Here is an 8,031-nt window from a genome sequence, read left to right on the forward strand (position 1 = left end):
GAAATATCATAAGCCATTTATCGTCACTGATGCTGCTATTAATATTGCTCCAGATTTATTAGTTAAAAAAGATATTATTCAAAACGCGATCGATTTATTTCATGCATTTAACCAAGAGACACTCCCTAAAGTAGCACTATTATCTGCTGTTGAAACCATACATCCAGAAATGGTTTCCACTACTGACGCAGCCTGTTTGGCAAAAATGGCTGAAAGAGAGCAGATTACAGGCGCTGTTGTAGATGGTCCATTTGCTTATGATAATGTATTTAGCCTTCATGCAGCTCAGACCAAAAAGATTAAGTCTTCCGTAATTGGTGATGTGGATATTTTTGTTGTTCCTAATTTAGAAGCCGGTAACATTTTGGCCAAACAAATGGTCTTAATTGCCGACGCAATTTCTGCTGGGATTATTTTAGGGGCATCCGTACCAATCATTTTGACCAGTCGAGCGGATAATATTCGTTCTCGCATCGGATCTTGTGCAGTAGCCGTTATGATGGCTCATGCGAAAAAAACGTCAGGGGGATATCATGAACAATATTCATTATAAAAATGTTCATGAAATTACTGGGGATATTTTGAAAATTGTTGTCCCATCCACTCATGAGATTGGTGCAACTTCTGTCGCAAGACTTGACGACTTAGCCTTAATCCACACGCAAAATGGATTGTTACTGTCTCAGGTGACTCATTTGGAAAAAGAGATTGTTACATTACAAGTGTATGGGAGTACAAAAGGGCTATCAACGAATGCCTCCATTACATTTTTAGGTCATCCGATGAAAGTGAGTTATTCCCAAAGTATCCTTGGGCGTGTATTTAATGGAATTGGCCAACCTATAGATGGGGGACCTAATCTGGAGCAGGACGATAAAATAACCATACGCACACCCACAGTTAATCCTACAAGACGCACACTGGCATCAAAAATGATTCGCACCAACATACCTATGATCGATGTATTTAATTGTTTAGTGGAAAGCCAAAAAATACCTATATTTTCAATAGCTGGTGAGCCCTACAATGAATTATTAGCAAAAATTGCAACGCAAGCCGAAGCAGACATTATTGTTTTTGGTGGAATGGGTTTGTTATTTGATGACTATTATGCTTTTCGCAAAACATTTGAAGATCATGGTTCAATAGCGCGTACCGTTATGTTTGTAAATCAAGCATCCGATTCCATCCTAGAGCGTTTACTGATCCCCGATATGGCATTGTCTGTTGCAGAAAAAATGGCAATAGAAGAAGGAAAGCGCGTTTTGGTGCTATTAACTGATATGACCGCTTTTGCTGATGCACTAAAAGAAGTTGGTATTGCTATGGAACGTGTGCCTTCTAATCGGGGTTATCTTGGCGATTTATATTCTCAATTGGCAAGACGATATGAAAAAGCGTGTGATTTCCAAGGTGCAGGATCGGTTACCATACTTTCTGTAACTACAATGCCTGGTAATGATGTGACTCATCCTGTTCCGGATAATACGGGATATATTACCGAAGGACAGCTTTATTTGCATTCAGGTTCTATTGATCCATTTGGTTCATTATCCCGGTTGAAGCAGCATGTTATCGGCAAACAAACCCGCGATGATCATGGTCAAATAATGAATACCATGATCCGCTTTTTTTCTGCAGCGTGCGAAGCAGAACAAAAACAAGCCATGGCTTTTGAAGTTTCGGAATTCGACGAGCGGCTACTTAAATTTGGTAATTTATTTCGGGCGCGATTTATGGACATTAAAGTTTCCATCTCACTAGAGGAAGCATTGGACCTTTCTTGGCAAACACTTGCAGAATGTTTTCATGCGAATGAGCTACTTATGAAACAAGAACTTATTGCAAAATATTTTCGTCCTAAGTTCAAGACTCAACAGGATAGTGATCATGACGACACAAATTAAATTGAATAAATCATCGCTCAGTTTAGAGCAAAGAAATCTTAAAAATTATCAAAGATTTTTGCCTTCTTTGGAATTAAAAAGAAAAAAATTATTATCAGAACGCACTCGAATTGACACTCGAATAACTGAGTTAAAACAGGATGAAAAAGTTTTAGATAAGCTTATTGAATATGATTTACCTATGGTTACTAGCGCAAAAAACATGTTTTCTGAACTTATTCAGATTAGAGAAATCTCACTTGCTGAGGAAAATATTGTTGGCGTTAAATTACCTGTATTGAAAGCACTCGTTTTTAACAGGAAACATTATTCATATTTTAATACCCCTCAATGGATCGAAAAGTTTATTGAAGTGTTGCAAAAAAAAATTGAATTGAAGTTGCTTCTGCAAATTTCCATTGAAAGACAACGCCTGCTGTCGAAGGCAATTCAAACGGTTACCCAAAGGAAAAATCTTTTTGAGAAAGTATTAATCCCTAAAGCATTAAATAATATCCGTTTAATTCAAATTTTTTTATCCGATAATGAGCGTGCAGCGGTGGTTCGATCGAAAATCGCTAAAAAGAAAAGGATACCAATATGAGTATTGCATCCTTTGTGAAAGTAAGTATTCTTGGCCCAAGTCAATGCAAAACAGATATATTAAATGCATTGCAAGAATTAGGTTGCATCCATCTCATAGCAACTAACCCGCCAATTAAATTGGCATTAACTGCTTCGTCCACTACATTAGTCGATCAAATTAAAGCAGCATTGCTCTATCTAAAAAATTCTCCCGAGCATAAAAAACCACGTCTTGTTTCAAAAGAATTCAATGCAGACCAGGTAGTGAAACAAATTTTAAATAATCAGCATGATTTAAGGTTAGCTATTGATCGCCAGGAATTTTTAACAAAACGAATACGCGAGGTTGCTGAATGGGGATATTTTACTCTACCCCCCGAAAAGGATTTAGGTGGCGTTAAATTATGGTTTTATAAAATTAAACTTAAAGAAATTTTCTGCCTTCCTCAAGATAGCACTGTGCAAGAGGTGTATCGGAATAATCGTGATGTATTTATTATTTTGCTTTCTGAGCAAGAGCCGAAGGACGAGCAATTTCCTTTTGAGCGAATCCATACAGGATCGGTTGCTTTAAATGCACTGCATGCTGAACTAGATGAGCTCGATGAACAAATCGAGGATCTTCAGGATGAACGACGGCATTTAACCCGGTATCGTTATTTGTTAGCTCGGGAGATAGCTCAATTTTACGATAGAACCGAACTCCAAAAAGCTTCAGGATTAACTCAAGAACATGATGACTTTTTTTTGTTACAAGCTTGGTTGCCTCATGCTGATTTAACAAAGCTTGCACAATTTTGTCAGAATAACCAATTGAGTTTAGTTATTGAGGCTCCATTACCCGGAGAGCTGCCGCCAACTCTTATGGAGACTCATCCTTGGCTGCAAGGAGGGTCAATGCTCGTTAATTTTTATCAAACTCCCGGGTACCATGCTCTTGATCCTTCAATTATGATCTTTTTTTCTTTTTCCATCTTTTTTGCAATGATTCTTGCAGATGCAGGCTATGGAATATTATTGGCATTATTTACCTTTTTTTGGTGGAAAAAGCTAGGAAATTACAATGCGTCAATATGGCTCAGGCCTTTACTGGTAGTGATCAGTACGTTTTCAATTATATATGGAGTCATGTTAGGAAGTTATTGGGGGGTAGCACCCAAATCGGGAACGTGGTTAGCCACATTAAAGATCATTGATATTAATAATTTTAAATTGATGATGGTTGTGGTTCTTATTATAGGTTGTTTGCATATCTGCATTGCTAGTGGCATGCGTGCTTGGTTTGCACGATATCGCAATGAACGAATTCATTCAGCTGGATTTATTTTATTAATTATTTCGATGCTCCTCTATTCTTTTGGAATACTAAAACACAACAGTCAGATAATTCAGCCTGCTATAATACTCTTTATTATCAGTTTGTTAATGATTATGATTTTTGCTTCAAACGAACCAATCATTAATATGAAGAGCTTTTTTAAAAGAATTCTTCATGGATTCAGCGCATTAACAGAATTACCTACTTTATTCGGCGATATCCTTAGTTATCTTCGCTTATTTGCTTTGGGATTAGCTGGAGCGTCGTTGGCAGTGACCTTTAACTCCATGGCGTACCATATGACACAATCTGGTAAACCAAGCAGTTGGGTATTGGCAATTCTGATATTGCTTATAGGGCAAACAATGAATTTGGCTTTATGTCTTATGAGTGCTGTGGTTCATGGACTTCGTCTGAACTACATTGAATTTTTTAAATGGAGTATCAAGGAAGACGGATACTGTTATCAGCCATTCAAAAAACAGGAGATATCCCATGAATGAGTTAATGATATTGTTGGGATGGGTCGGTATATTTGCTCCGATGGCATTAGCAACCACAGGGAGTATTTGTGGTTGTGCTATTGCAGGGCAAGCAGCTATTGGCGTGATGTTAGATACAGACAGCGGATATGGTAAATACATTGGCGTTTCGGTACTTCCTTCTACTCAAGCGATTATGGGAATCGTCATCATGTTTACGCTTAACAGACCGGTTACCTCACAAATAGCTGGAGGACTCTTTGGTATTGGATTACTCTCTGGGATTGCTTTAATGATTTGCGCGATCCAACAAGGAAATTGTTGTGCCAGTGCGATTAATGCAACCAAGAATAAACCTGAAATATTTGGACTATCAATTGCTCCAGCTGCAATTGTAGAAGGTTTTGCCGTTTTTATATTTGTATTTGCGTTGGTATTAAGTAATGGAATATAGGAGATTTCAATGGAACCCAAGCAAGATAAAGCTGCCAGCGTGATTTCTCAAGGTGTTGAAACTTTAATTGAACGGCTAAAAAATGATGGAGTTAGTGCAGGGAAGGAAGAGGCAGGGCGATTAATTCAAGAAGCACAACAAAAAGCCGATAAAATATTGAATGAGGCTCAGGTCAAAATGAAAGCCATGTTGAATGAGGCCCACCAAAAGATTCAGCAAGAAAAAAAAGCTGCAGAAGATGCATTACAGCTTTCTGCGCGAAATATGCGACTTGAATTAAGGCAAAATCTCATTGATCGTTTTACACAGGAAGTCCGAAGGTTAGTCCATAAAGAGTTAGATGACAAAGATATACTGCGTCAACTTATATTTTTAGTCGCTATAGATACTGTAGAACAGCTTCACGCGTTTAAAGCAAAAAATATAGAAATACAACTACCCAAAAAAGTACTCGATTTTGATGAAATTAGAAAAAATCCTGAATTAATGGAAAAAGATCCCTTAAAAATTCTGGTACAAAGCATCACTCGCCAAATGTTACGAGAAGGTATGAGTGTTCGCATCAATCAAAAGGATAGTCAAGTTTCGGGAATAAAAGTTTCTCTTGTCGAAGAAGAAATTGTACTGGATTTAACTGAGGATGCAGTAAGTAGTCTGCTTATAAAGCACATGCAACCTCGATTTAGAGCACTTTTGGAGGGATTATTACAATGAACTCCCAATATTACAGTGTCGTGTGCAGCTTGCCCCGACTAAAGGGGACATTTCAAATTCAAGAAACACCTATTTCACGGCTTCAGCTGGAAAAACGTTTAAAGCTCTTGCCTTTAGATAAATACAAGCTTGCTTTGACAGTCGAGGATTTGGTATGGACAAGTTGGTTTATACCTAAAAAACCTCTAAGGGATTTACGCAATACTTATCAGAATATATTAAAAAATGAATCTCATTTTATAATTGATTTGACTTTATGGTTTTTTGATTTGCGCAGTATTTTAGCGGCGTTACGTCTTAGAGATGAAAAAAAGGGACTGCCTGACCGTTCTAATGATGATTGGATTACGCGTTGGGACTACAAATTGGTGAATCATTGGAATGAACTTGATTTTGGATTGAAGGCTGTTTATCCATGGCTTCCCAAGATTGCTACAGATATTGCTAAAAAAGATACAATCGCGGTGGAAAAGTTTTTATTGACGTCCATGTGGAAATATTTATCCATTTCAGAAACTGGACATTATTTTGATTTTGAAGCAATTATTATTTACTTACTTAAATGGAATATTGTCCATTACTGGGCAGGATTTAATGAAAGGGATGCATTAAATCACATTAATGATTTAAGCCAATCTCTTTTAAATAAGCAACTGTCGAATTTCTTTATCTTGAGGACAAAGGGAGCATGTCATGAAAGATAAACAGCAACAATTCACAGGTGATGCTATAGTCATTGCAATCCAAGAAGGTATTGTTCACATTGAGCAAAAAGGATCAAAACCCCTAATCAAGAATGAAATCATTTACATTTGCCTGGATGAAGATTCTGGCCAAGAACGAATCATGGCAGAAATTTTACATGTAAAAGGTAAGACAGCAATTGCGCAAGTGTTCGAAGAAACAAGCGGCATTGCCATTGGCAATCGTGTAGAACAATCTGGGGAGCTACTTTCCGTCACTTTGGGGCCAGGTCTTTTAGGAATGATATATGATGGTTTACAAAACCCATTAAAGAATTTTGCTACCAAGTTTGGTTTCTTCTTGCCGCGTGGTGTTCGGGAAGATTCTATTGATTCAGCAAAAAAATGGTCCTTTTCCGCAACAGTGCATGCAGGAGATATCGTCAATGCAGGGAATGTATTGGGCGTTGTCCAAGAAGGACGGTTTACGCATAAAATCATGGTGCCTTTTGATATGGGAGAACACGTTAAAGTAGAATGGGTCCAACAGGGTACTTTTTCCGCCGACACACCTATTGCAAAACTTGTAAATTCTAAAAATAATGCTAGAGAAGTCAGTATGCTGCAAAAGTGGCCTGTTCGATTTTCCATTGCTCAATCCTTAATGAAAAATAATCTTGCATCACGTTTGTATCCTAGCGAACCAATGATTACAACTTTGCGATTAATCGACACGTTTTTTCCAATCGCCCGTGGAGGTACTGCATGCATACCAGGCCCATTTGGTGCAGGTAAAACAGTTTTACAGAATTTGATCGCACGTTATTCCGATGTGGATATAGTCATTATTGTTGCATGTGGTGAGCGGGCAGGTGAAGTAGTAGAAACAATTAATGAATTTCCTAAACTTATCGATCCCAAAATGGGGGGTACATTAATGGATAGAACCATTATTGTATGTAACACTTCTTCAATGCCAGTAGCGGCACGGGAGGCCTCAATTTATACAGGGATTACTCTTGGTGAGTATTATCGACAAATGGGATTTAATGTGTTGCTTATTGCTGACTCTACTTCTCGTTGGGCACAAGCGATGCGGGAAACCTCTGGACGAATGGAGGAGATTCCTGGAGAAGAAGGTTTTCCAGCTTATTTGGACAGTAGCATTCGAGGATTATATGAACGAGCAGGAATAATTGAATGCAGCGATAATTCCACGGGAAGTCTGACCATTGTTGGGACAGTATCTCCAGCGGGAGGTAATTTTGAAGAGCCTGTTACTCAATCTACATTAAATTCGGTTAAAACATTCCTTGGATTAAGCTATGATCGCGCTTATAAACGCTTTTATCCTGCTGTTGATCCATTGATTTCTTGGTCAAGATATTTTGAGCAGCTTAAATCTTGGTTTGAGAAAAATCTTGAACCTACTTGGACGATCAAAATCATGGAAGTCAATCAATTACTGCATCAAGGACAAGAGATTTTTAATATGATGCAGGTAACGGGAGAAGAAGGAATTACCATGAAAGATTACATCATCTATCAAAAATCGCTTATGTTTGATATGACTTATTTACAACAGGATGCTTACGATCCAATAGATGTATCAGTGCCCATCAGTCGCCAAAAAGAATTTTTAAATATTTTATTCGATATTATTAAGAAAGAATATGAGTTTCTATACAAAGAAGAAGCGCGTCATTTTTTTGTGAAACTAACGGGCTTATTAAAAAACTTGAACTATACAGCTCTTGATTCTGATAATTATAAAAGTCTTTATACCGAAATTTTGACAATGACTAAATTATAACTGCTTTACCGGCTCTACACCAATTAAGGGGGCACTTTAATCAACTTAGTCTAAACTAAGTCTTTGATTTGACGATCAAAAGGAGATTAAAGTGCC

The 8,031-nt window shown here is 37.6% G+C and carries 8 protein-coding genes; all 8 read left to right on the plus strand.

Annotated elements, in window-relative coordinates:
* Nucleotides 1–553 (plus strand): phosphate acyltransferase (locus tag Lpar_RS02655; RefSeq protein ID WP_272947087.1); only part of this gene is annotated, 553 nt, incomplete at its 5' end.
* A complete protein-coding gene (locus Lpar_RS02660; RefSeq protein WP_058516458.1) occupies nucleotides 534–1,907 on the plus strand; it encodes a V-type ATP synthase subunit B in 1,374 nt (457 codons plus the stop codon). The genes Lpar_RS02655 and Lpar_RS02660, both read left to right, overlap by 20 nt.
* A complete protein-coding gene (locus Lpar_RS02665; protein ID WP_058516459.1) occupies nucleotides 1,891–2,490 on the plus strand; it encodes a V-type ATP synthase subunit D in 600 nt (199 codons plus the stop codon). Before Lpar_RS02660 ends, Lpar_RS02665 begins: the two co-directional genes overlap by 17 nt.
* Nucleotides 2,487–4,292: a V-type ATP synthase subunit I gene (locus Lpar_RS02670; RefSeq protein ID WP_058516460.1), complete on the plus strand. Its 1,806-nt coding sequence runs from the start codon at nucleotides 2,487–2,489 to the stop codon at nucleotides 4,290–4,292. The genes Lpar_RS02665 and Lpar_RS02670 overlap by 4 nt, the downstream gene beginning before the upstream one ends.
* Entirely contained in the window at nucleotides 4,285–4,725 is a 441-nt protein-coding gene (locus tag Lpar_RS02675) for an ATP synthase subunit C (protein ID WP_058516461.1), read from the plus strand. The genes Lpar_RS02670 and Lpar_RS02675 overlap by 8 nt, the downstream gene beginning before the upstream one ends.
* 9 nt (nucleotides 4,726–4,734) lie before the next feature.
* Nucleotides 4,735–5,439, plus strand: a complete 705-nt coding sequence (locus Lpar_RS02680) for a hypothetical protein (protein WP_058516462.1) — start codon at nucleotides 4,735–4,737, stop codon at nucleotides 5,437–5,439.
* On the plus strand, nucleotides 5,436–6,143 hold the full coding sequence (locus tag Lpar_RS02685; RefSeq protein ID WP_058516463.1) for a DUF2764 family protein: 708 nt from the start codon (nucleotides 5,436–5,438) through the stop codon (nucleotides 6,141–6,143). The genes Lpar_RS02680 and Lpar_RS02685 overlap by 4 nt, the downstream gene beginning before the upstream one ends.
* Nucleotides 6,133–7,935: a V-type ATP synthase subunit A gene (locus tag Lpar_RS02690; protein ID WP_058516464.1), complete on the plus strand. Its 1,803-nt coding sequence runs from the start codon at nucleotides 6,133–6,135 to the stop codon at nucleotides 7,933–7,935. The genes Lpar_RS02685 and Lpar_RS02690 overlap by 11 nt, the downstream gene beginning before the upstream one ends.
* Nucleotides 7,936–8,031: the final 96 nt, after the last annotated feature.

The sequence above is a fragment of the Legionella parisiensis genome, assembly GCF_001467945.1.
In the GTDB taxonomy this organism is placed as follows: domain Bacteria; phylum Pseudomonadota; class Gammaproteobacteria; order Legionellales; family Legionellaceae; genus Legionella; species Legionella parisiensis.